Here is a 21,448-nt window from a genome sequence, read left to right on the forward strand (position 1 = left end):
TACGTAAGAAATGTCCTAGTTCTTTTTGCGCAAAAGCAAAATCCCCTTGCAGAGCCGCTTCGATTATTCCTGAGAATTTCGCCGGGAAAGCATTCGCAATGACCGACATTACGCCTACCCCACCAATGCTGATAATGGGAACAGCCTGTACGTCGTCGCCGGAGATGAGCAGAAAATCATCGGGTTTGTCACGAACGATTTCCATGCATTGTTCAATCACGCAGGAGGCTTCCTTTACGCCAATAATGTTCGGATGCTGAGCCAGTTCGCAGATCGTTTCGGCAGTCATGTTGATACCCGTCCGGAAAGGAATATTGTATAAAATGACGGGAACCGGACTCGCATCGGCAACGCGCGTAAAGTGCTCAATAACACCACGTTTACCCGGTTTATTGTAATAAGGACAGACAGACAGAATGGCGTCAACACCTTCAAAATCAATATTCTTCATCCCCGAAACAACATCAGCCGTTACGTTGCCCCCTACGCCGAACACGATGGGAAGCTTCTTAGGATTATTTTCCTTAAGGTACTGCAGGAGCTGAGCTTTTTCCTGTTTAGTTACCGTCGGCGATTCGCCGGTGGTACCCTGCAGAACAACGTAACGCACTCCTCCATCCGAGATGTGCCGAATGACGCGGCCAAAGCCGTCGAAATCAATAGTATGGTCGGCGTTGAAAGGGGTTACAATCGCAACACCTACGCCGTGAAATCTGGTGTCCATTATTGGAAACGGGAATGTAAGTCTACAAAGTTACAGGAATTTAGCCGGGAAATACTCATATTTCCAGCATAGCCAGAAACTCGTCTTCACTAATTATTGTCACGTTAAGTTTCTGCGCTTTTTCAACCTTCGACGGCCCCGCGTTTTCGCCAACGATCAGATAGTTCAGTTTTTTAGAAACGCCACTAACGAGTTTTCCGCCGTTGGCCGCAATCCGGTTTTCCAGTTCTTCGCGACTGAAGTTGACGAACGTACCGGTATAGAGGAAGGTCTTACCGGCCAACGTATCGCCTTCGGGCTCAACCACTTTTCGTTCGCCCACAAATTGCAGACCAGCCTCTCGCAAACCTTCGACAAAACTGCGGTTGTAGGCATCAGCAAACCAGGCAACTACGCTCTCGGCAATACGTGGCCCCGTGTCTGGCACGGCTAACAATTGCTCTTGAGTAGCATCCATAATAGCATCCATCGAACCAAAGTAATCGACCAGTTTTTCGGCCGTAGTAGCTCCTACGTAACGTATTCCCAACGCAAACAATACATTTGAGAATGGTTGCGCTTTTGAGCGTTCGATGGCGGTCAGAATGTTATCAACCGTTTTCTGGCGAAAACTGACCACTCGTTTTTTCCCTGTTTCTTCATCAGCAAAAATTTTCTCGATTCCTAAAAGCTGGTCATTGGTCAGTTTATAAAGATCAGCAGGTGTGTCCACTAACCCCCGCTCAATAAGCAATTCAACTTTACCTTCGCCAAGACTCTCGATATTCATCGCCCGACGCTGAATGAAGTGCTCGAACCGGGCCTGTCGCTGCGGAGGGCAGCCCCGTTCATTCGGGCAATAGAAATGCGCTTCACCCTCCTTTCGTATTAATGGTGTACCACAGGCCGGGCAAGTTGTTGGGTAAATGATGGCTTGATTTTGGTCGGTACGTCGGTTCAGATCAACACCCGTTATTTTCGGAATAATTTCCCCGCCTTTCTCCACAAAAACAGTATCATTTAGCTGCACACCCAACCGTTCGATTTCGTTGGCATTATGCAGTGATGCGCGTTTCACAACCGTTCCGGCCAGCAGTACAGGCGTCAGTAATGCAACAGGAGTGACGGCTCCAGTACGACCGACCTGATATTGTATACCGTTCAATACGGTACTGGCCGCCAGTGCTTTATATTTAAACGCAATCGCCCAGCGTGGACTTTTGGCAGTATAACCTAATTCGCGTTGCTGGTCGTACCGATTTACTTTAATAACAATACCATCCGTTGCTAAGGGGAGTTCAAAACGTTTTGTTTCCCACTCATTAATGTAGTGCATCACCTCACGGATGTTTGCGCATTTCTGCCACGTTTGGGAAACATTGAAGCCCCACTGTTTCAGGGCGATCAGGCTTTCTTCGTGGGTTTTAAAGACTTCCGGATCGGACAGAAATGAATAGACGTAGCAATCGAGCCGGCGTTTGGCAACCGCCGAAGAATCCTGCTGTTTGAATGTACCCGAAGCGGCATTACGCGGGTTTGCAAGCAAAGGTTCTCCAATATCTTCGCGCTCTTTATTGATACGTTCGAATTCGGCTAGCGGCAAAAATCCTTCCCCTCGAACTTCAAAAAGAGCAGGGATTGCCGGGGGCAAGGATTGCGAAGTCAGAAAGTCAAGAGAGTACTGTACATCCGACGCGGCAATCCCTGCCCCCGACGATCGCTGTTTTTCAATCCTGAGTGGCACGCTACGTATCGTACGAATATTATTCGTGATGTCATCACCCCGGACTCCATCGCCACGCGTTGCCCCCTGAACAAGCACGCCATTTTCGTAGGTCATGCTTAAGGCAACCCCATCGAACTTAAGCTCACAGACGTACTCATAAGGCTGGCCGTTTAATCCTTTCAGAACGCGTTTATCAAACTCTACCAGATCTTCTTCCGAGTAGGTGTTTCCCAACGATAACATCGGAAAGCGATGGTAGACCGTTGCAAACTCTTTACTAATCGTGCCGCCAACCCGGACAGTGGGCGAGTCGGGCTGCCGAAATTCAGGATACTGTTTTTCGAGAGTAGTTAATTCGGCCAGTAGCTGATCGAACGTAAAATCATCTACTTCCGAAACGCTATTCTGATAATACTGATAATTATAGTAATTCAGCTTGTCAGTTAATTCCGCAATACGTTCCTGGGATGTCATAAAATCAAGATAATCAGTAAGCAAGTGGCAAACAAATAGTTTATTTTTGATACCAATTTGATAGTCAGACTCTGGTAGAAGTAACCAACTGGATAGACTATCAGCTAGTATTTAAACAGTAGGTAATATTGGGGTTGTTTCCTGGTTCATGCAAAAAAATATTAGTTTTACAGAATAAAAAGTTGGGCCTTTCCAACTTATTCATCAATAAAGCTGTCTTAATCAGTCAATTGGCTGCCATATGGTGCTACCGCTGACCATGAACCGACCTCTTATAGCTCCATCTCTTCTCGCGGCTGATTTTGCCAATCTTCAACGCGAGCTGGAATTAATTAACCGAAGCGAGGCCGATTACCTTCATTTCGATGTAATGGATGGCGAATTTGTCCCAAACATTTCATTTGGTTTTCCTATTCTGGAGGCTGTTCGGCGCCATTGTCAGAAGCCACTGGATGTGCACTTGATGATCGAACAGCCGGATCGTTATCTCGACGATTTTGCGAAAGGAGGAGCAGAGGTAATTCATGTGCATTATGAGGCTTGTACGCATCTGCACCGGACCCTTTCCCGTATCCGCGAGCTGGGTTGTCAGGCTGGGGTTGCCCTTAATCCACATACGCCCATTACTGGATTGGAAGACGTACTGGAGCAAATTGACGTTGTTCTGATCATGTCCGTTAATCCTGGTTTTGGTGGTCAATCGTTCATTCCGCGCACACTCCCAAAAATTAAAAGATTAAAACAGCTGTTAATTGCAAACAGATCGTCGGCCCGGATTGAAGTCGATGGCGGAGTCGGCCTGAACAATGCCTCAGCCTTACTCGATGCCGGAGCCGATACGTTGGTAGCAGGCAGTTCTGTTTTTGGCGCGCATGATCCTCTGGAAGCTATCCGGCAATTGAAAAATAGCCGTCAACCCATGGAAGTCTAGCACTTCCTTATCCGTAACATTTACTGAATCAGCACACATCGTTGCATGAAAAAATCTTATCTGGTCGTTCTGTTAAGCTTACTCCTGGCGGCAACGGCCTGTCGTGAAAATAAAAAGGAAGACGGCACCCAAACATCCGCAGCGGATACGACTGCAACAAAAGCCCCGCCAGCCCCTGAATGGGCTCAGAACGCAACGATCTACGAAGTTAATACGCGCCAGTTTTCATCAGCTGGTAATTTTAAAGCCATTGAGGAACAACTACCACGCCTGAAGGAAATGGGTGTGGATATCATTTGGTTGATGCCTATCTACCCAATTAGCCAAAAAAATAAGAAAGGAACACTCGGCAGCCCTTATGCTGTTGCGGATTATAAATCTGTAAATCCTGATTATGGTACGCTCGCTGATTTTAAATCGCTTGTCAACCGGGCTCATGCCTTAGGATTGCACGTTATTCTGGACTGGGTGGCCAATCACACGGGATGGGATCACGTCTGGACTAAAGAACACCCGGACTGGTACACGAAAATAAACGGGAAGATGACCTCGCCACTCGATCCGAAAACAGGCAAGCCTACCGATTGGACTGACGTTGTTGATTTGGATTATAATAACCTTGACATGCGCCGGGCCATGGTCGATGCCATGCAATACTGGGTGAAGGAATGCGGTATTGACGGGTACCGCTGCGATGTTGCCGGATTTGTTCCAAACGATTTCTGGACTGAAGTCCGGCCGGAGTTAGACAAGGTCAAAACGGTATTCATGCTGGCCGAATGGGAAGATGAGCCCGGTCAGTTTAGCAGTTGCTTCAATATGAACTACGGCTGGAGTATGAATAATATGCTGCGGGCCGTAGCTAAAGGTGGCACAAGCGCTACCAAAATAGATTCGCTACGTGAAGCAAACCAGAAGCGTTTCCCGAGATGGTATTACCAGATGCTGTTCACTCAAAATCATGATGAGAATACCAACAATGGTACGTTAACCGAATTATTTGGCCCGGGAGCGGATGCATTTGTTGTTTTAACCAGCACACTCGAGGGAATGCCGCTGGTTTATAATGGAATGGAATCCAATTTAAACAAACGGCTGGCTTTTTTTGAAAAGGACACAATCAACTGGGGCGACTATGGCAAAAGCGACTTCTTTAAAGCACTGCTAACCCTTAAACATCGCAACCGGGCTCTTTGGAATGGTTTGGCTGGCGGGAAAGCTGTAAAAATTTCGACCAATCATGACGATAAAATCTACGCTTTTTACCGGCAGCGCGACAACGACCGCGTAATTGTTATACTAAACCTGAGTGACACAACTCAATCGTTTACGCTGGGAGGATCTGGTTTTGCGGGGGTGTATACCGAAGTCTTTAATCATCAGTCCGTAGAAGTAAAGCCATCAATGAACGTAACAGTGCCCGCATGGGCTTACCGAGTCTTGACGAATTAATGGCTTTTCGCTACATTACCTAACCATCTAACTACGTTAGGATTGTAGCAGTTTCTCTTGTCGATCCATAAACTGCTTATTTTTCATTGTTTATGCGAGCTGGAGTCTTCTTGTCCGTTTTTTGGGTAACAGCGATTGGTCCATTTGTTCAGGCTCAATCAATCCAATGGGCAAGTCGCGTCGTTAACGTATCATCAGAAAAGAGCGGAGGCACCAGCGGAGAACAGTACAAAGCCTCGCAGGCATTAGGTTCACCCAGCAAAGTACCGGCTCTGGGCGAGAGTCCCTGCGCCTGGTCACCTCAGCAAGCCGACGGAACCGCCGATGAATGGATTCATGTTGGTTTTGCCAGGCCGATACGTCCACGGCAGATTATTGTAGCTGAAAACGTTAATCCGGGCGCCGTAATACGTATCATCGCTTTCGACGAGAAAGGTACTGAGCATCTGGTTTATCAGGCTCCTGGTATTCAGGAAAGAACCGACCCATTGTTACGTATTTTTCCCAAAGATGCCGAATTTCTATGCGCTCAACTCAAGGTTATTATCAACGGCTTTGCACTAAAAGGCATTAATCAGATCGATGCGATAGGTATTCTGGAAGATACTAAACCCGCATCGGTTGGTATCAATGTCTCCAAAGACACGCCTAAAGATATTAAGAAGGAAAACCTCGGAAAAACCGTTAATACTCCCGGCCAGGAAGTTGCTCCGGTTATTTCGCCTGATGGCAGAACCCTTTATTTCACCCGAAATTTCAATAAAGCGAATACGGGGTCACCGGACCGGCAGGATGTTTGGTACTCGACACTGCAACCTGGTGGCTGGAGTGAAGCTATCAATATTGGTTCCCCCATCAATAATAGTGGCGATAATGCCATCAGTGGCATGGCGCCCGATGGCCGCACAGCTTATCTAATCAACGTTTACCGACCTGACGGCGGTTTATCTTTTGGAATCTCCAAATCAGTACGTACCAAAACCGGCTGGCTACAACCTGCTGAGTGTCGGATTCCCAACAATTATAATCTCCACGAAAAAAATCAGCTGGAATTTTGCGTCTCTCCCGATGGCCGTGCCATTATTTTAGCGGTGCAACGCAAAGACACGCGGGGCAACCGCGACTTATACATTTCGCGGCAAACCGGGGAGAATACCTGGTCGGAACCCGTATCACTGGGTAACGTACTGAATACAGCTGATTCAGAAAGTTCGCCGTTTCTGGCAGCCGATAGCCGAACACTCTACTTTACATCGGCTGGCCATCCGGGGTATGGCAATGGCGATATTTTTGTTAGCCGCCGACTCGATGATTCCTGGACGAACTGGAGTGAACCTGAAAACCTGGGGCCTGCCATTAACACGGCCGAGTGGGATGGGTATTTTACCATTCCAGCCGCTGGTGATTATGCGTATCTGAGTTCACGAGCGGGTTCTTTTGGAGAAGATGATATTTTCCGGCTGAAGTTATATCCGGCAATTAAGCCCGACGCCGTAGCGATTATATCGGGCCAGGTTCTTGACGCTACGACTAAAAAACCCATTGCCGCTTCTGTAGTAGCCAATCTGTTTAACGAGCAGAAGGAAGTAGCCAACGTATCGTACAGTCCTGAGACGGGCGAGTATAAATTGATTCTGCCAACTCAGAAAAGTTACGTATTGAAAGCCGTTAAAGAGGGTTACCTGCCCACGACCGAAATACTTGACCTGAGTAATGAGAAGCGTTTCCGGGAGATTCGCCACAACCTATATGTAACAAAGGTTGATTCGGGACAAAAGATCGTTCTTAGGGAAATACTATTTCAGCAAAGTCAGTCAACTTTATCCCTGAGAGCGAATGAAGAGCTGGACCGAATTGTGAGCGTAATGGAAGCGCATCCAGCTATGGAATTATTAGTAGAAGGGCATACTGATAATCAAGGGGATTGGGGACTAAATATGAAACTTTCTGAAGATCGCGTACAGGTTGTCAAAACCTACTTAACCGGGAAAGGTATCGCTCCGAATCGCATCCGAACAAAAGCGCTGGGCGCAAGCCGACCTGAAGCCAGTAACGACCGGGAAGAGAAGCGCGTTCTGAACCGTAGAGTAGAGTTCACCATTCTAAAGCTATGAGAACCCGGATTTTGCACGTAGTTTTGCCGCAATGTCTGCCCCATTATCTCGCAATACCCTGTTTTTGCTAGGCGCCTTACTGGTGCTGGCCTTCTGTCTTCGCCTGTATCGTGTTGGTACGTACAGTATCTATTTCGACGAAAAATCGACACTGCTGATCAGTCAGAGTGTTGCTTTAGAAGGATCGAACCAACGGGATGTTTTTGGTAAACCTTACTTCACACCGGCCGAATTCTGGAAGCCCAAAACGATCAATGACTTCATAGACGCCAACATTCGGGGCGACATTGGCAACAGTCCGGCCTATTACGCTGTGGTATGGCTCTGGTTAAAGATTTTCGGGCTGAGTGATGCGTCGCTACGTATGCCGTCTGTGATTTTCAGTACGTTAACGGTTTGGCTACTCTTTATCTTTGTTCGCCGACATCTTCAACCAGGTTCACGTATGGGCGGTAGTGGCTCCGTTGGTTTTTCTTCGCTCAACAGCTCCTCTGTCGATACGTTAGCATTATTAAGTGCTGCTGTTGCTACCATCGAGCCGTTTTTTGTTTCCTTCAGCCACGTTGCCCGTAATTATTCGATGTCTTTTTTTCTGACATTACTGGCTACGCATTTGTTTTTACTAATCCTAGAACGGGTACGCTCTCCGCATTTGTCACGTATCGAAGGTCCTTCGCTAATGCTGCTCTATCTGGCCTATGGATCAATCTTTGTGCTGGCTTTATTATCGCATTATTTAACGATTACCGTTTTTTTGTGCCATGGTCTTTATGCATTGCTTTACCTACGTACCGGACGAGCCTGGCTTATGCTGGGGACTGTTGCCGCTCTTGGCTTAGGGATTGTTTCATTGTGGTTCATTTTTGGAGGTGGCAAATACACCTTTTACATTCTGGAAGATCAGAAGAACTTCTACAGAAACCTTGCCCTCAGCAACCCTACGGGGAATGGATATGGACTTATTTTGCCCGCTACGTTACCGAATATCACCCGGCGTGCTATCCCAATTTTTTCAGATTTACTGATTGTTACAAACGGATTAGGAAATCAGTTGCTGGGCCTGCGTAACTCATTGCCTGCGTTAGGTTTAGGATTAGCCGCCACTGTGCTCATGCATCGTTATTATTCCTTTTCCAAACCACCAATATGGGTTTGTGTAGCTTTTCCGATACTTCTACTGGCAGGGTTACCTTTTTATACGGTAACGCCGATACGTTTACTCGTTTTATCAGGAGCTTTTCCATTTATTTATTTGATTGGCCGATTTATTACTGACAATACAAACGCTAATCAAAAACAGGTTACTACGTTACTCTTGCTGCTGACCTTTATTCCGACGCTATTTCTACTATTTATGGCCTGGCGTTCGGGGCACACATACGGCATCACCCAACGTTACTCAGGATTCTCGTTTCCATACGTTTGTATTCTGGTTGCCATGGGACTCTATCAGCTCCCCAAAATAAAGCGTTGGTTTAGTTTGCCAATCATAGCCGTGCTTTGTATTCAGGCATTCCATATTATTCAGCTACTTGGATCTATTTATGCGGACGGACCCGACAAATACCCATCGTTCGATAAACCACGAATAGCTAACCCTTTCTGGACCTCTGCCCAACGGATAAAGGAATTATACACACCGGGCGATACGGTTCTATATCCGAATAAAGAACGGCCTATTATGTCGGAGAAGAACGATAGAACGTATTCTCCCGTTACACTCATCGACGCCCAAACCGTGAACATCTATTTGCCCAAAGATGCTCAGTATATTCAGCGGGTTGATCCTAACGAGCCAGATCGGATTGTACTGGTGAAAGGAAATTCCGGCGAAAAAATTACTATTTTTGATTTTCAAGGCCACACTTACCGCTACGGTGATTAAGCCTCATTCCCATCAACAGCCATGACTTCAGCTTCCGAAATCACGGATCTCCAAGCCCTACAGGGCCAACTTAGACTTAAAATACTGAGCTTGTACCACAAGGCGCATGCTGGCCACATTGGTTGCTCGCTGAGCTGTGTAGATCTGATGATTGCCGCCCTTGTTCTACGTAAACGCGAGCAGGATACATTTCTGTTATCGAAAGGCCACGCGGCTGCCTCGCTCTACGCTTGCTTAAATCACTTAGGCGAAATTTCTGATGAGGAATTGGCAACGTACTATCATAACGGCACTACGTTACCGGCACACCCAGCGCCTAATCAGCATCGGGGCATTCCATTTGCAACTGGCTCGCTGGGGCATGGTTTACCAATCGGAACCGGCATCGCTCAGGCGGGAAAATTACTGGGTGATGATTCCCGCGTGTTTGTCCTCATGTCTGACGGCGAAACCAACGAAGGTACGACCTGGGAAGCCGCTCATTTTGCTCTTCAGAATGAGCTGGACAATCTGATTGTACTAATCGACAAAAATGGTTTGCAGGGTTTTGGAAAGACAGCCGACGTACTGGGCGATACGGCCGACATACGGACCTGGAAAGCCATCGGCTTTGAAACCATCGAAGTAGATGGGCACAACGTAGATGACGTATTGGTGATCATTGACCAGTTGACGGATCCGGCAAAACGAAACGGGCAACCCAAAGTTGTTATTGCCAAAACCGTGAAAGGCAAGGGCGTATCCTACATGGAAAATCAGCTCGAATGGCACTATTTGCCCATGACAGAAGCGCAGTATGAGCAGGCTAAGGCTGACGTTAACGAGCGGTATTTACTGGCTCATGAGGCTCAATCCTAGCTACCGTTCGCTCATCCTTTCCTATAAAACTGGCTACTTATACGTCATATCCAAGCCTTTTGCCGTAATATTGCGGCCTGAATGAATCAGTCTGCATCCCATTTTGCTACCTTCTGATATTACACAACTTAATGGCCCCATCGTCATTTTTGGGGCTAGCGGCTTCATCGGAGCCAATCTGTTCGAGCAGCTTTTCCGTATTCGCCAGGACGTTTATGCGCTGACGCACGATGCCACGAAAGCCTGGCGACTTAAGCTTTTAGACGTACCGGCAGAGAACATTATTCACTGCGATATTCTCTCTACTACGTCCGTACAGGACGTTTTTGGTAAAATTAGGCCGAAGACCATTTTCAATCTGGCGGCTTATGGAGCCTACAGTAAACAGAAAAATGTGGGGCTTACGTACGAGACCAACGTATTAGGCACTGTCAACATCCTTGAAAACTGCTCTTCCGACATGGTATATATTCATGCCGGGAGTAGTTCGGAGTATGGTTTTAACTGTACGGCCCCGAAAGAAACGGACCCTGTAGAGCCAAACAGTCACTACGCGGTTTCGAAAGTATCAGCCGCCTACACACTCGACTATTACGCCAAAGTCCACAAACTCAATACGCTTAATTTACGACTGTATTCTATCTACGGAGGTTGGGAGGAACCGGATCGGCTCATTCCACGGCTGGTTGAAGAAAATCGGAAAGGGCAGCTTCCTCCGCTGGTTTCACCCGACATTAGCCGCGACTTCGTTTATATTGACGATTGCGTCGGGGCGTTTGTGAAGGCTGCGCTACGTGTCAACGCCGAAATCCGGGGGCGCTCGTACAATATTGCCACTGGGCAAAAAACGACCATGCGTGAGCTTGTCGACGTAGCGCGTCAGACGTTCGGCATACGGCAGGAACCCGTTTGGGGCAGCATGAATAACCGCAACTGGGACCTGGCCGACTGGTATGGAGACCCAACGGCGGCCCAGGCCGACCTCGGCTGGAAAGCCACTACGTTGCTGAGTGACGGTCTTCGGCAAACGGCGGACTGGCAGATCGCGCACGACTACGAAAATCGGGTCATTCCGGCTTTTCAAACGCCTACGCTTAATCCGGTTATCTCGCCCATTATTGCCTGTTACCGGGACGCTCAGGCGATTCCCTATATGTACGAGCGGCTGGTGAAAACCTTCAACGAAATGAAGGTACGTTACGAAATTATTTTCGTAAACGACAATTCGCCCGACAATACGGATGAGGTTTTGAACGAGATTTGCGCGAAAGATCCGAACGTAATAGCCATTAAACACTCCCGTAATTTTGGCTCGCAATCAGCGTTTTTGAGCGGAATGGAAATTGCAACGGGTGATGCCGTCGTATTGATGGATGGCGATTTACAGGACCCGCCCGAAATCATTCCGAAATTTTACGAGAAGTGGCAGCAAGGCTTCGACGTTACGTATGGCGTTCGGGTTCAGCGCGAAATGGCTCCGCACGTTCATTTTTTCTATAAGCAGTTTTATCGGCTATTCAAGCGGACCGCTTATATTAATATTCCGGTCGATGCGGGCGATTTTTCGATGATTGACCGGAAAGTCGTACGTGAGCTGGTCAACCTGCCTGAAACGGAACAGTTTCTGCGTGGCCTGCGGGCTTGGGTTGGGTTTAAACAAACTGGCGTCAACTACGTCCGGCCCGAACGGATGTTTGGCGTCTCGACCAACAACTGGACTAAGAACATCTGGTGGGCCAAGAAAGCTATTTTTTCGTTCAGCTTTGCTCCGCTGGAGTTAATGACCTACGCTGGTTTTGCCCTAACGGCTCTATCCATGCTGGGGATTGTCTGGCAGATCCTTTCCCGATTGCTCAACTTCGACCCAAATACGCCTTATGGTCTGTCGACCGTTATTGTATTGGTAATGTTTTTCGGTGGCATCAATTTACTGGGTATCTCGTTTTTGGGTGAGTATATCAGCAAGATATTTGAGGAGACGAAAAAACGACCGAAATTTATCCGAACGATGGTGCGTAAAGGGCAACGAGTGTACAAAACCGCAGCCGAAATCAGTACGTTGGTTGAGCAGCGAAAAAACAAGTAACCGAAAGCGGACCAGCCGCCATTTCATCAGCAGAACAGGCTATAATAACTATGCGAAAGGAATTTTCAGCCGCCATTGAGCGACTTGCCCGGGAAGACGAGAAGATTGTATTCATTACTGGCGATCTGGGCTATAATGCACTGGAAAATGTACAGGATGCTTTAGGACCTCGTTTTATTAATGCGGGCGTAGCGGAGCAGAATATGGTTGGCGTAGCTGCGGGCATGGCGTATCGGGGTTACAAAGTTTTCTGTTACAGCATTGCTCCTTTTGTCGTATATCGGTGCCTGGAGCAATTCCGCAACGACGTTTGTCTGCATAAAATGCCTGTTTTTCTGGTAGGAAACGGCGGAGGTTATGGTTATGGTATTATGGGCAGTACGCACCACGCGATTGAAGACCTGGCTTGCCTGAGCAGCCTCCAGAATGTCAATACGTATATTCCTGCTTTTGCCGACGAAGTAGCGCCCATGCTGGATCAGATCGTAGCCGAGGCACGTCCGACGTATTTACGATTAGGGGCAGGTTCTAACACGCCTGATGGTGCGGAAACGTACGGTTCATTTAAACACATTGTTCGCAGCAAAACGCCTGTCGGAACGGTTGTTGCGCTCGGTCCCGTCGCAGCTAACGTACTGACTGCCTTACAGGATAACTTATTGGCCAATCAGTTTGATGTTTATACAGCAACCAATCTGCCGCTCGATCTTCCTACCGATTTAGCTCATCGCTGGGCGGGTAAGCCGTTGTTGGTTGTTGAAGAACACGTATCGACTGGCGGACTTGCTCAACAGCTATCGGTGAAACTTCTTACCGATGGAGTAGCACCGAGTCATTTTGTAAGCCTATCGGCGCAGGGCTATCCCAACGGTCTGTACGGTGATCAAAAATACCACCAGCAGTTATCAGGGCTTGACCCGGTTAATATTGCCCGGCAATTGGCCTCGTTTACAAACTAATTTTCTGAGATTATCCTTTGTTATCAACAACAAACAAATCGCAGTTGACTCAGCAATCAGAGTCCAGGCAACTACCGTTCAGGGAAGGCAATTCCGGTTGGACCAAGTCGGCATTGGGCTATTTGCTGGTGGCACTGCCTGTTGTGGTATTTGGGATATTCTGGAAAGCTTACGCCATCAATATTCCGAAATGGGACGATCACGCGCTACGTGGTTTTCTGTTTTTCTTTGATCAGGAAACAACCCTATCCGGAAAAATTCATCAGTTGTTTCGCCAGCATAACGAACACCGAATCGTTTACGATCGCGTCATTACGTTGCTGGATTACTGGCTATTCGGCAAATTGAGTTATACGCATTTGATGGTTGTTGGCAATCTGAGTCTGATCGGCTTATTACTGGTATTTATCGCCATCTTGCGTCGGGCCAGCAAACCAGTTCTGTACGCCATACCGGTAGCCTTTCTGCTATTCAATCTATCGCACTGGGAGAATATGTTTTGGGGCATGGCTGCTCTGCAAAACTTTTCCGTCGTCCTGTGGATTATCGCAGCGTTCTACTTTCTTAGTTATTCTACCAAATGGGGGTTAGCCCTAATTGCGGCTGTATTAGCAACCATCACCAGTGGTAACGGGCTAGTAGTCTGGCCCATCGGTTTTCTGCTAATCCTCCTCCAAACCGATACGTATCGGAACCGTCAAACGAGTTGGCAATGGTTACGTCCTCTCCTGGGCTGGCTACTTGCCGGGGCCGTTGTCGTCGGCTTGTATTTTACCGGTTTTGAGAAGCCCGGCGATATTACCTATACACGTCCAGGTATTTATGAACTGCTGAAAGGTTGGTTCGCTTTTATTGGTGCTGCTGCCGAAGTTGTGCCAATTGGTTCTACTTTAAATGCTGGCATTGTTCTTGGTGGACTACTTGTTCTAACCACACTGAGCATTTTTGCATGGACGCTCTGGATGAACAGACTAGTGCTTATCCGCATCCCTCAGCAACTTCTGAATCCTAAAGCGCCGAGTGAGCAGGCTGCTACGATTTCATCACCAGTCTTATTCTTTTGGAGCAGTGCCCTTTTCATATTAGGGACGGGTGCCATCGTAGCCTGGGCACGAACGGTTTTTGGCATCGATTTATTAATGACAAGTCGCTACAAACCTTACTCGTTAACCCTGCTGGCTTTGCTTTATACGTATGCTGTCGTTACGTTCAGTGAGCGTCCTGGTCGATGGCTTATGGTGAGTGGAACCCTCGGGGCAATTATCTTTGCGGGTCTCTCCTATTTGTCTTTTTTAGATGAAACGGTCTTTTGGCGGCACAAGCTCACCTCCATGCAGTTCAACGGTAGCCATTCAACGAATGTACCGGTGGTCCGTATCGACTCAATTTCAAGTAAATATACTACGCTAGCGTCCACCTTCTACCACGAAGCCCTACCAATTTTATACGGTTCTGCCAGTCAACCCCTTGCGCCTATACAGATACATAATACAGCTACTGGATTTGATATACAAAATGCGACAATGCCCGCCCAGGGTTTAGGCGATTCTGGAAACTACCTTATAGTTCGCTCAACAAAACGACTTTATCTGTTTCCGGTTCATCAAAACCAGCGATCTGCTTTAGAAGCGTCGTTTCAGCCCAGCCAGTTATTTACGACGGGCTTCCGGACCGATATTTTGTCCAGCGAACTGGAGGCAGGTACGTATCAATTATATGTTTTGACGGTTTCGAATGATAACCGTAGTCAGCTTTATCCAACCAATCAAACGCTTACGTCGACTGGGCCGCCCACTACGTCGCGTCCTAAAAACTGGTAATTGACCGGATTAGTGAGTTATTTTTAGATTATGCACACAGACGTTCCAGTAGCTACGCAAACTAACCGCCCCACCCTAAACCACCTTTTACAACTGGATGGTATTCGGTTTATTGCCGTAGGTCTAGTGTTGTTCGATCACTGGACGGTAACACACATTGAATTGCCGATTGGTGCACTGGGCGCATTGGGCGTCACGATTTTTTTTGTGCTGAGTGGTTTTCTGATTACCCGGATTTTACTTTCCAGTAAGGACAAACTCAGCCATTTGCCTAATGGTGGTCTTTCGAAATACCTGAAAACATTTTATATCCGCCGAACCATTCGAATCTTTCCCGTCTATTACCTAACCTTGTTTGTGTTAGCGCTGGTCAACGAGCCCCCTGTTCGACAAAAATTTGCCTGGCTGGCTCTCTACGGCACCAACATTTACATTGCTCTGTATCATACCTGGATGGGCACAGTTGACCACCTGTGGTCGTTGGCGGTGGAAGAACAGGTCTATCTTTTTATGCCCCTGCTGCTATTTTTCGTTCCGCGCCGGTACGTTCCCCTAACGGCTCTCTGTATGATTGTTGGCAGCGTAGCATTACGGTATGTCTTGTATCGGGCCCGTTTACCGTGGTTTATTGGCTACGTATCAACGCCGACCTGCCTTGATGCATTCGGATTAGGAGCACTGATGGCATATGGCTGGCTCTATCAGCGTGATCGGTTTGTACAGGTCTTTAAATCATCGCTCTGGGTGTGGCTGAGCCTGGCCAGTTTTGTTCTTGTCTGTCTTGTGAATAACTGGATTGCGGTCGATTCGCCAAGAGGTTACCACAACGTAATGTCGGACGTTTGGGAGCGGCTAGCGGCCTCATTATTTGGCTTTTTCCTGATTGGCCGGTCCGTAATTGGCTTTGAAGGGATTATGAAATGGGTGCTGGAAAACCCTGTTAGCCAATACCTGGGGCGTATTAGTTACGGATTATACCTGTACCATAATTTTGTTTATAACGTATACCATACACAACCGACTCATTTCACAATCCGGGCATGGCGACGTATCACGGATATTCTACCTTTTCTGAATAGCTCCTATTTTTTTCCATTTTGTTTTTACCTCACGTTGACCATCTTGCTGGCTACGATTTCCTGGTATTTGATCGAAAAACCCATCAATTCACTTAAAGATCGCTATTCGTATTGAGCAGAAATTGTCAGCCCTGAATTAGCGAATTCAGCTTGTCCACTTAATAAGGTCGTACGACTTGCTACGTTAAGCCGATAACAATTTCCTATATTTGCGGTATCGTTTAGACAAACTATCCGGGTTGGCATACTCGTTAGTCCAACTTATTTTAAACTTGTTGACGAGCATTGAACCTGTCGTCAATTTCCTAAAACACGCTGAATGAGCCTCCTGCTGTCAATTGTAATGCCGGCTTACAACGAAGAAGAAGTGATTGAAACTGTTGTTAAGCAGTGGACCGATTTGTTGACCCGTCAGTTTCCTACCGAAAATACCCGCCTTATTGTAATTAATGATGGTTCACGGGATAAAACAGGTGCCATCCTGGACCAGATTAAGGACCGTTATCCCAAACTGATGGTTGTGCATCAGCCCAATGGCGGACATGGAAACGCTGTAGTAAATGGTTATCGGCAGGCTATTGCGCTCGATTCAGAATACGTATTTCAGACAGATAGCGATGATCAGTTTGTTAGCGAAGACTTTGGCAAGTTATGGGCTAAACGTAATGAGTCACCGTTCATTCTGGGCTATCGTCAGGAGCGGTACGATGCTCCGGCCCGTTTACTGATTACCAAAATTCTTCGGTGGAGCATTGCCTTTATTTACGGAACATACATAAAGGACAGCAACATTCCGTTTCGGCTGATTCGGGGCACGTTTCTGCGAAAACTGATAGCTCAGCTTCCGACCCCAACTCCGTTTGCGCCGAATATTTTTCTGGCGGTGATGGCCAAAAAAGCCGGGTTCAACACATTCGATATACCCATTACGCACAAAGAGCGGGTAACAGGAACCGTATCTATTCTGAAGTGGAAACTGTTGAAAGTATGCATCCAAAGCTTCAAAGAGCTAGCTCAGTTCCGTTTTGAATTAGGCGGTAAAGTCAAGGCGCTCAAAAACCCGGAGCCTGTTACAGCATAAATAGATGTATGATACGGTGCGTGCAACATCTATGCCTCCTACTTTACAAAATCCGTCAACTCAACTATGAATTATAAATATGTAATTATTGGCTCTGGCCCTACGGGGCTCGGAGCAGCGTATCGGCTGAAAGAATTAGGCGTTACAGATTTCATCGTTCTAGAAAAAGAAAATCGTATTGGAGGCCTTTCCAAAAGTTTTGTGGACGAAAAAGGTTTCACCTGGGACGTAGGAGGACACGTACAGTTTTCGCACTATAAATACTTCGATGACCTGATGTTGAAAGCATTAGGCGAAGATGGCTGGCTCAGTCACCAGCGCGAATCTTGGGTCTGGATCGAGAATCGCTTCGTTCCTTATCCATTTCAGAATAACATTAAGTACCTGACGCCCGAAACCATGTGGAAATGTCTGGAAGGCATCATCCACAATTACAAGTTTCCAACCAATCAGAAACCGGCAAATTTCCGCGATTGGATTCTGGCTACATTCGGATCAGGTCTAGCCGAAACATTCATGTTTCCGTACAACTTCAAAGTGTGGGCATATCCACCGGAAGACATGAACGCCGTTTGGGTTGGCGAACGCGTAGCGATTACTGATTTGCAGCGGGTTACGAAAAATATCATCTTCAATCAGGACGACTTTTCCTGGGGGCCTAACAGTACGTTTCAATTTCCGAAGCATGGAGGAACAGGTGGTATCTGGGAGGCCGTAGGTAATCTTATTGGCCGTGAGTACGTAAAGCTCAATGCAACGGTCGAGAAAGTAGTTGGCACGGAGAAAAAAATTGTACTGGCTGATGGCGAAGAAATCCATTACGAGTATCTGATGAATACCATGCCCCTCGACTTGTTCACGCAGAAAGTAGAAGGGTTAGATGCGGATACGGTCCAGAAAGCACAGGGCTTGAAACACTCTTCAACTAATGTCGTTGGCATTGGGCTGAAAGGTAAACCCAAAGAAAGCCTGGAAACGATGTGCTGGATGTATTTTCCGGAATATAACAGCCCTTATTATCGGGTAACTGTGTTTTCAAACTACAGTCCCAATAACGTACCGGACATCAACCAGCACTGGTCGCTGATGACGGAAACCAGCGAATCGGCTGCTAAACCCGTAAACCGGGAAACGTTGATTGAAGATACGGTTCGGGCATTGATTGAAGATCAGTTGATTGAATCGGCCGATGATGTTGTGTCAACATTCCACATGGCGTTTGATTACGGTTACCCGACGCCATCGATTGAACGGGATGGCATATTGAAGGCCGTTCTGCCCAAGCTCGAGCCTTTCGGAATTTACTCACGGGGCCGGTTTGGAGCGTGGAAATATGAAGTTAGCAATCAGGATCATTCGCTAATGCAGGGCGTTGAATGGGCTAACCGAGTCGTAGCTAACGTTCCTGAAGTTACTATGCCCTTTCCCGAGACCGCCAACGCGATGTGGGGAAAATAAAAAAGTTGTAAAGTTGTAGGGTTATAGAGTTGTAAAGTTATATATCCAGGTCACTCTACAACTTTATAACTTTATAACTCTATGACTCTATAATTCGTAAATGAAACGAAATCTCTGGATTGGTATTGGTGCGATAGTCCTGTTTGTAGGAGGATGGTTAGGCTATCGGCGACTTTTTCCAGCGAAACAAACCATTGAGGCTCTGGTTCCTCCCGGATCATTACTTATACTGGCGAGTGATCATCTACAAGATACCATCTCGGCAAAAGCCTTACGCACCGAGATGTCGCTGCGACAAATTCCCGTTTTTGATGAAGCCCGCCAACGACTCGACCGCTTTCTGTATGCTACTGCCGACACGGCTACTGTTCTGAAATTCGTTTCGGAACGTAACATTCGGTATTCGCTCCATTCGGTTTCGCCCACAACGCTTGACTTCATTTTTTATATTCCAATTTCGGGTAGCGACCAGGCTTTTATAGATAAGCTGACAAAGCCGAACCCCCGTCAATACCGAGTACTGAATCATACATTTGCGGGCGAGAAAATTCTGGATCTGGTGACACGAGAGAATGACCCTGTCGGTTCATTTATTTTGACAGACGATTTTCTGATAGGCAGCGTATCAGGTATTCTGATGGAGAACGTAGCTAAACGAATGCACCAGTCATTAAAGTTACGTCAGCCCGAGCCTGATTTTCAAGTTGACTCCGATCATCTGGCCGCCCTGTCTGTCCGCCCCGAAGTACTTCAATCGCTGTTTAGTGATGTAAAGTCGCTGGTACGTATCTTTCTTCCTGAAGAATTGAATCTGCAATTCCGGCAGTCCGCTTCGCCTTCGCATATTATCGGCTATGCAATTGATAAGATCGGGGATCGACGCGACGTAGCCGCTTTGTTCACTAATCAGGCTCCCCGCCGTATTCTGCACGCGAATCTTATTCCGCAGACGACGGCCACGCTTTACCACATCGGCGTAAGTGACGCCCGGCGTTTTGGGCGCTCATTAAATCAGCTGCTAAGCTCTGCATCCAGCGACTTCTTGCGCGACCGGTTCGATCAGATTAAGTCGACCACCAAGCCGTTGTATCAGGCGCTGGGCAACGATATTCTGCTTTGTCGGCTGGAATCCTCAACGGGGGCCTCCCGACAGGTTCTTGTACTTACGGCACAGAACGCCAAACAACTCGTCGACGCTTATCAGCAGGTAGCGTATCAGGCTGGCGCTAAAGCCTCTGCCCCCAAATCGTACTTGGGTCATAAAATCCTGTTGCTTAACGTAGCGGAGTTGCCAGCGTCTTTATTTAGTAGTTTATTCTCCGGTTTTCCGCAAAGCTGGATAACCCAGCATGGCTCTTCGTTGGTAGTTGCGAATAGTGAAGAAACGCTTCAGGATTATCTGCAGCAAATACAGCGGGGCGCTGTCTGGACAGCCGATCAACGTCAGGCAGAATTAATTAATAAAACGTTACGTCCGGCTAACTTCACAGCCCTGGTTCGGCTCAATCGAGCGCACACAACGGTTCCTGCAACCTGGCCGCTTGCCTGGCAAAATTTACTGGATCAAATCGATCCTGCTACAGGCAGTACAGCACTTGCTAACCTTGAAAATATGGCTTATCAGGCCAGTTACGGTAATGAGAATATTCAGTCAACCGTTGTATTGGGACGTACTACCCGCCGTTCTAGTCAGGCTGTTCTCAATAAAGTATTGTTACAGAAGAAAACTGCGCTGAATGCCTCTCTGCTTTCAGCTCCCATTGTAACAGGCAGCTTAACTGAAAACGCTACGCAGTTTTATGCACACACGAATTCGGGAGAATTTCTCCTTGTCACGCCTGAAGGTGATAAACTCACACAAAGTCCTGTCGATGGTCCTATTCGGAGTAATGCCCTGGGTGTAGACTTTCTGAACAATGGGCGCCTGCAATATTTGTTCATGACCGACCAAAAGCTATACGTAGCCGATCCCGTTCATCGCAAAAAAGCGCCTGCTCTCCTATCGATTCCTGTGCCTAAAGGTCTCGACGTATCTTATCTGGCACGGCCGCGTGGCAGTCAACAACGAAACCTGGTTGCTTTAGCAGCTCATGCCGACGGGCACATTTATGCACTGGATCGGCAGCGACGCGCCTTTGTCCGGTTACTGACAGCTACGAACAAGGCCCCTTTGCAGTTACCTTTTCAGGTACTTGTAAAACCAACCGGTATGGATGTGCTGGCTATTCAGTCAGATGGGACGCTCAATCACTGGCATGAGAGTGGAAAGCAATACCCACATTTTCCCAGCCGTATTGAACGAACAGGGGAAGAAGAACCCGAAATACAGTTTGTCGGGCCAGCTCTTCAACCACCCGGCCGTTCAACCATCGAAACGATCACTGACGAGGGGCAACTACTAACGCTGAACAGTAATGGATTGATTGCTAAACGGACACAGCTTTATCGGCCCGTCCGCAGTGCTACGTTCCGCCTTTTTCCGGATGAAGATCAAACAAACTGGCTGCTGCTACGTGCCTCCGATACCGAACTGACGGTACTTGATCAACAGGGACAACGGCGATTTGATGTGCGGGCGTTGCAGTCAGGACGTAACAATGTTCGGTATCATCGTCTAGGTGCCGGTGTAGAATTGATTAGTGTTAAATCGGGTGGATTTACAACGCTTTACGATCTGAATGGCCGTGTCATTGGCGACCGCCCCATTCCAGGCGATTTTCCGGTAACCCTACAGTTCGACGAACGCACCAACGAGATTTATATTCTTAGCGGATCGAAACAGGCTGTACAGTTATTCAGTATTCGAATTAGATGAAGGCTAA

The 21,448-nt window shown here is 47.4% G+C and carries 14 protein-coding genes; 12 read left to right on the plus strand and 2 right to left on the minus strand.

Translation table 11 applies throughout. The features are described from left to right. Both dapA and ligA read right to left on the minus strand, forming a co-directional pair. On the minus strand, positions 1-724 hold a 724-nt coding region (gene dapA, locus ACOJS8_RS16095), incomplete at its 3' end, for a 4-hydroxy-tetrahydrodipicolinate synthase (protein ID WP_420149566.1). Between the two features lie 55 nt (positions 725-779). Continuing rightward, positions 780-2,903, minus strand: coding sequence for an NAD-dependent DNA ligase LigA (ligA, locus tag ACOJS8_RS16100; RefSeq protein WP_420149567.1), 2,124 nt, complete (start codon positions 2,901-2,903; stop codon positions 780-782). Between the two features lie 259 nt (positions 2,904-3,162). Here ligA and rpe point away from each other — a divergent pair, with 259 nt between their 5' ends. The 12 genes from rpe (at position 3,163) to ACOJS8_RS16160 (ending at position 21,441) form a co-directional block, all read left to right on the plus strand. Then, positions 3,163-3,834 (plus strand): ribulose-phosphate 3-epimerase, encoded by a 672-nt coding sequence (gene rpe, locus ACOJS8_RS16105; protein ID WP_420149568.1) that lies wholly within the window; start codon positions 3,163-3,165, stop codon positions 3,832-3,834. 45 nt (positions 3,835-3,879) lie between these two features. Next, entirely contained in the window at positions 3,880-5,286 is a 1,407-nt protein-coding gene (locus ACOJS8_RS16110; protein WP_420149569.1) for an alpha-amylase family glycosyl hydrolase, read from the plus strand. 92 nt (positions 5,287-5,378) lie between these two features. After that, the gene (locus tag ACOJS8_RS16115; RefSeq protein ID WP_420149570.1) at positions 5,379-7,400 is read left to right on the plus strand and encodes an OmpA family protein; all 2,022 of its coding nucleotides are present in this window, start codon (positions 5,379-5,381) and stop codon (positions 7,398-7,400) included. 31 nt (positions 7,401-7,431) lie between these two features. Beyond that, positions 7,432-9,285, plus strand: coding sequence for a glycosyltransferase family 39 protein (locus ACOJS8_RS16120; RefSeq protein WP_420149571.1), 1,854 nt, complete (start codon positions 7,432-7,434; stop codon positions 9,283-9,285). Between the two features lie 21 nt (positions 9,286-9,306). Continuing rightward, the gene (locus ACOJS8_RS16125) at positions 9,307-10,143 is read left to right on the plus strand and encodes a transketolase (protein ID WP_420149572.1); all 837 of its coding nucleotides are present in this window, start codon (positions 9,307-9,309) and stop codon (positions 10,141-10,143) included. 103 nt (positions 10,144-10,246) lie between these two features. Further along, positions 10,247-12,229 (plus strand): NAD-dependent epimerase/dehydratase family protein, encoded by a 1,983-nt coding sequence (locus ACOJS8_RS16130; protein ID WP_420149573.1) that lies wholly within the window; start codon positions 10,247-10,249, stop codon positions 12,227-12,229. 50 nt (positions 12,230-12,279) lie between these two features. Beyond that, entirely contained in the window at positions 12,280-13,188 is a 909-nt protein-coding gene (locus ACOJS8_RS16135) for a transketolase family protein (protein WP_420149574.1), read from the plus strand. A 44-nt stretch (positions 13,189-13,232) separates the two neighbouring features. Continuing rightward, positions 13,233-15,008 (plus strand): hypothetical protein, encoded by a 1,776-nt coding sequence (locus tag ACOJS8_RS16140; RefSeq protein ID WP_420149575.1) that lies wholly within the window; start codon positions 13,233-13,235, stop codon positions 15,006-15,008. A 30-nt stretch (positions 15,009-15,038) separates the two neighbouring features. Continuing rightward, complete coding sequence (locus ACOJS8_RS16145; protein WP_420149576.1) at positions 15,039-16,202, plus strand: acyltransferase family protein; 1,164 nt, start codon at positions 15,039-15,041, stop codon at positions 16,200-16,202. Positions 16,203-16,406: 204 nt separating this feature from the next. After that, on the plus strand, positions 16,407-17,168 hold the full coding sequence (locus ACOJS8_RS16150; RefSeq protein WP_420149577.1) for a glycosyltransferase family 2 protein: 762 nt from the start codon (positions 16,407-16,409) through the stop codon (positions 17,166-17,168). Positions 17,169-17,234: 66 nt separating this feature from the next. Beyond that, positions 17,235-18,626, plus strand: coding sequence for a protoporphyrinogen/coproporphyrinogen oxidase (locus ACOJS8_RS16155; protein ID WP_420149578.1), 1,392 nt, complete (start codon positions 17,235-17,237; stop codon positions 18,624-18,626). 100 nt (positions 18,627-18,726) lie between these two features. Continuing rightward, on the plus strand, positions 18,727-21,441 hold the full coding sequence (locus ACOJS8_RS16160) for a hypothetical protein (RefSeq protein ID WP_420149579.1): 2,715 nt from the start codon (positions 18,727-18,729) through the stop codon (positions 21,439-21,441). Positions 21,442-21,448: the final 7 nt, after the last annotated feature.

Origin of the sequence: Spirosoma sp. (genome assembly GCF_048594605.1) — a bacterium.
Lineage (GTDB): Bacteria > Bacteroidota > Bacteroidia > Cytophagales > Spirosomataceae > Spirosoma.

Bases quoted from the DNA above. Each gene is read 5' to 3' on its own strand.
- ACOJS8_RS16115 (WP_420149570.1), top strand. From the start codon at position 5,379: ATGCGAGCTGGAGTCTTCTTGTCCGTTTTTTGGGTAACAGCGATTGGT.
- ACOJS8_RS16120 (WP_420149571.1), top strand. From the start codon at position 7,432: ATGTCTGCCCCATTATCTCGCAATACCCTGTTTTTGCTAGGCGCCTTA.
- rpe (WP_420149568.1), top strand. From the start codon at position 3,163: ATGAACCGACCTCTTATAGCTCCATCTCTTCTCGCGGCTGATTTTGCC.
- ACOJS8_RS16155 (WP_420149578.1), top strand. From the start codon at position 17,235: ATGAATTATAAATATGTAATTATTGGCTCTGGCCCTACGGGGCTCGGA.
- ACOJS8_RS16125 (WP_420149572.1), top strand. From the start codon at position 9,307: ATGACTTCAGCTTCCGAAATCACGGATCTCCAAGCCCTACAGGGCCAA.
- ligA (WP_420149567.1), bottom strand. From the start codon at position 2,903: ATGACATCCCAGGAACGTATTGCGGAATTAACTGACAAGCTGAATTAC.
- ACOJS8_RS16110 (WP_420149569.1), top strand. From the start codon at position 3,880: ATGAAAAAATCTTATCTGGTCGTTCTGTTAAGCTTACTCCTGGCGGCA.
- ACOJS8_RS16145 (WP_420149576.1), top strand. From the start codon at position 15,039: ATGCACACAGACGTTCCAGTAGCTACGCAAACTAACCGCCCCACCCTA.
- ACOJS8_RS16135 (WP_420149574.1), top strand. From the start codon at position 12,280: ATGCGAAAGGAATTTTCAGCCGCCATTGAGCGACTTGCCCGGGAAGAC.
- ACOJS8_RS16160 (WP_420149579.1), top strand. From the start codon at position 18,727: ATGAAACGAAATCTCTGGATTGGTATTGGTGCGATAGTCCTGTTTGTA.
- ACOJS8_RS16150 (WP_420149577.1), top strand. From the start codon at position 16,407: ATGAGCCTCCTGCTGTCAATTGTAATGCCGGCTTACAACGAAGAAGAA.